This window comes from Microbacterium sp. Bi128, from assembly GCF_918698205.1.
On sequence record NZ_CAKKMM010000453.1, the window covers coordinates 1 to 3,571 of the forward strand.

The 3,571-nt window shown below is 69.0% G+C and carries 1 protein-coding gene; it reads left to right on the forward strand.

What is annotated here, in order from left to right:
• Positions 1-3,354: LamG-like jellyroll fold domain-containing protein (locus tag LQV45_RS20860; protein ID WP_230008653.1), on the forward strand; the 3,354-nt coding region annotated here is incomplete at its 5' end.
• Positions 3,355-3,571: the final 217 nt, after the last annotated feature.

Here is a 3,571-nt window from a genome sequence, read left to right on the forward strand (position 1 = left end):
CTCGTGCACCTGATGAGAAGAGAGATGTTCCCCCATCCCCGTCGCGCTTCGCGCACACGCTCCGCGGTCGCCGCTGTGATCGCGCTCGCCCTGTCCGCCCTCGCTCTCGGCAACGCCTCCGGCGCGGTCGCCGCGACCGACGACGCCTCGACCTCGACGGATGTCTCGTCGACCGCGGCCACCGACACCACCACCCGGTCGAGCTTCCTTCTGCCGGTGCTCCCCGACACGCAGTTCTACTCCCGGTACAGCGCCTCGCAGTTCTACCCGAAGTACGGGACGAACCCCTTCGAGGTGCAGACGCAGTGGGTCGCCGACCACAAGAGTGATCTCAACATCCCCTTCGCGATGCACCTGGGCGACGTCGTCGACCAGCAGTGGGTGGGCGACCAGTGGACCGCGGCGGCGAAGGCGATGAGAACCCTCGAGGACGGTGGCGTGCCGTACTCGATCCTTCCCGGCAATCACGACGTGAATGATCAAGGCGCGCGTTCGTCGGAGTCGAACGCGGCGAACTACCTCGCGAACTTCGGCGCGACGACTCTGGCGAGGCAGGCCGGCGGAACCCTCCTGGGGACGTTCCAGAACGGGTACTCCTCGGCGTACATGTTCCAGGCGGAGGGACACGAGTGGGTCGTGATGTCCCTGGGGTGGAACGCGTCCGACGACACGTTCGCGTGGGCTCAGGGCATCCTGGACGCGCACCCCGGCGTCCCCGTGATCCTCTCCTCCCACGCGATCATCGGCATCGATCAGGACCAGGTCTCTCCGACCAGCTGGTGGTTCGGGGATCTGCTGTGGGAGAGGCTGATCCGCAAGAACGATCAGATCGTGGTGACGCTCAACGGCCACTTCCACGGGGCGACGCAGCGGACACTGATCAATGACTTCGGTCACCCGGTCTACGAGGTGCTCAGCGACTACCAGATGGCGGCGGACGGCGGCAACGGCATCATGACGTTGGTCGAGTTCGACATGACGAACAACCGCATCGACGTCAACACCGTTTCCCCCTGGGTGCCGAAGAAGCACGCGAACGCCCTCAGCTCCACCGACACTCCGGTGCTGAGCGGCCCGGGGAAGGAGTTCAGCCTTCCGCTCGACTTCGGTGCCCGGTTCGGATGGGGCGCTCCCAGCGCAGCGGAGGCGGACAACGGCGACCTCTCGGCGTTGGCCAAGGAGATCGTGTCCGCCGGATGGACCGGTCAGGGCGGGGACAAGCCACTCGTGCAGGCCGGGAACGCCTCCGACTACGTTCGCGTGGACGGCACCGTCGCGCACTGGCGATTCGGCGGCGTCGCGGAGGGTGATCTGTCCGACACGACCGAGATCCCCGATGTGGCCGGCGCGAGCCCGATGTACCGGAACCCGATCGAGGACACCGACGCGGACGACACCGCCGACGATGTCTCGATCACCCACTCCAACGTTCCCGTCTACGCGGCGGACAAGGGAGCGGTGTGCTTCACCGACGTGCACCGCAACGCGAGCGGCCCGGACAACCTCTCCTACATCACGACCGAATACGGTGCGCCGGCGACGTTCGCGCACCTGGACGCGTCCACCGGTTACACCCTGGAGACGTTCCTGCAGATGGACAGCAACTGGAGCGAAGCCGCGAACCGCTGGGGGGCCGCGATCACCCGGGGCGGTGCTCGGGAGTGGATCGGGATCAACGACTCCTCCGACCCCGGAGCCGGCGCCGCGTGGCTGGGCATCTCCAACCTCCGCGAGTACCAGTTCTCCGCGGCGGACACGACGTCGAAGAACTCCTACACCCTGTGGTCGGGGGAGATCATGCCCGGATCGTGGCACCATGTCGCGATCGTCAACGACCCGGGCACGGGCACCGTGATCATGTACGTCGACGGCGTGCCGGTCCTGCGCAACGCTTCGCAGGTGGGCGGGATGATGGCCGCGGACTTCATGCCCTGGATCATCGGCACCTCCACGTGGAACAGCGAGCCCGAGCACGGCTGGTACGGCTGCGTCGGCGAGACGCGGATCGTCGACCACGCGCTCACTCCGGAGCAGTTCCTCTCCCAGCGGCCGAACATCGACGCCGGCGGGTCGGGTTTCGCCCTGACCACCGACCTTTCCCAGGTGCGTCCGACGGACCTCTCGCTCTCGTCGTTCGACGGTACCGGGTTCGCCGATGCGACCGTGCGCGTCGTGGAGCAGGGCCGCACGATCGGGCAGACCGTTGTCGACGACAGCGGAAAGTGGCACGTCGCTCTCGACACCCCCGTCTCGGGCGTGGGTGTGCACTCGCTGAGCTTCGTCCAGTCGGTCGGCAGCCGCGAGGGGAAGGCGCTGGAGGCCAGCGTGACCTTGACCGCCGCCGCGCCCACCGTGACCGATCCCGCTGATCAGAACGCGCTGGTCGGAACGACCGCGACCTTCTCGGTGACCGCCGCGGGTTCGCCCGCCCCCACCATCCGGTGGGAGTCGTCGACGGATGGCTCGACGTGGGCGGACGTGGCCGGCGCCACCTCGTCGACGCTCGCCGTCCCCGATGCGTCGGTGTCGATGACCGGCACCCGCTACCGCGCCGTCGTCTCGAACGGCGTGGGGCCGGACGTGGTCTCCGCGCCGGCGACCCTCGTCGTCGTCGACCCGACTCCGTCGGAACCGGCCGGCTCCGACGGCGGCCGTGTCGCGATCACCGACCCCGCCTTCGGGGAGACCACCGTGAAGATCAGCGCGGGGAGCGGTCACCAGCAGCAGGTGCTGCAGGCCTGGGCGTGGTCCTCTCCGACCGATCTGGGTCACGTGACGACCGACGCGGCGGGCGATGCGATCGTCTCCGTGGGCTCCCTCAGCCCGGGTGAGCACACCCTGGCTCTGACCCTGCCGAATGATCCGACCGTCGTCGCCTGGGGCACGTTCGTGATCGCGGCCTACCCGGCGGAGCGGGATGCCACGGCGGAACTGCACACCACGGTGACCGCCAGTGACCTCTGGTCGCTCGACGCCGAGAAGTCTTCCGTGGACTTCGGCGCGGTGGAGCGCGGTCGCACCGCGACGGCGAACCTGGGGAAGGTCGCTGTCGTGGACGATCGCTCGACGTTGACGGGCTGGACCCTGACCGCCGTCGCCTCCCCGTTCCGGAGCGGCGCCGACACGGTTCCGGCGAGCGTTCTGGGGATCCACCCGATGCCGCTCACCGGATACGTTCCGGCGGCCGGCATCACAGTGGGTGGGAGCGGGGCGAGCTTCGCCTCCGGCTCGCCGGGCGTCTCCACCGGAGTCGGCGGCGCGCTCTTCGACGCGATGCTGGACTTCACCGCACCCCGCAACGCGCCGGTCGGCGTCTACCACTCGACGCTGACCCTCACGCTCGTCGCGAAGTAGAGCACGCGAGGAGCCCCCGTCGCCCGAGGGCGGTGGGGGCTCCTCGTTTCGCGTGCGCGGTCAGCCCGCGCGACGCGTATGCGGGTAGTGCGCGACGCGGCGGCGGCGGTGATGGCGTCCACCCACCCCGGGCTGTCGGGTTTGGGGCGCGTTTCTCCGTTTGGGGCGGCGAATACCGCGCCCCAAACGGAAGATCGCGCCCCAAACCCCGCCGACG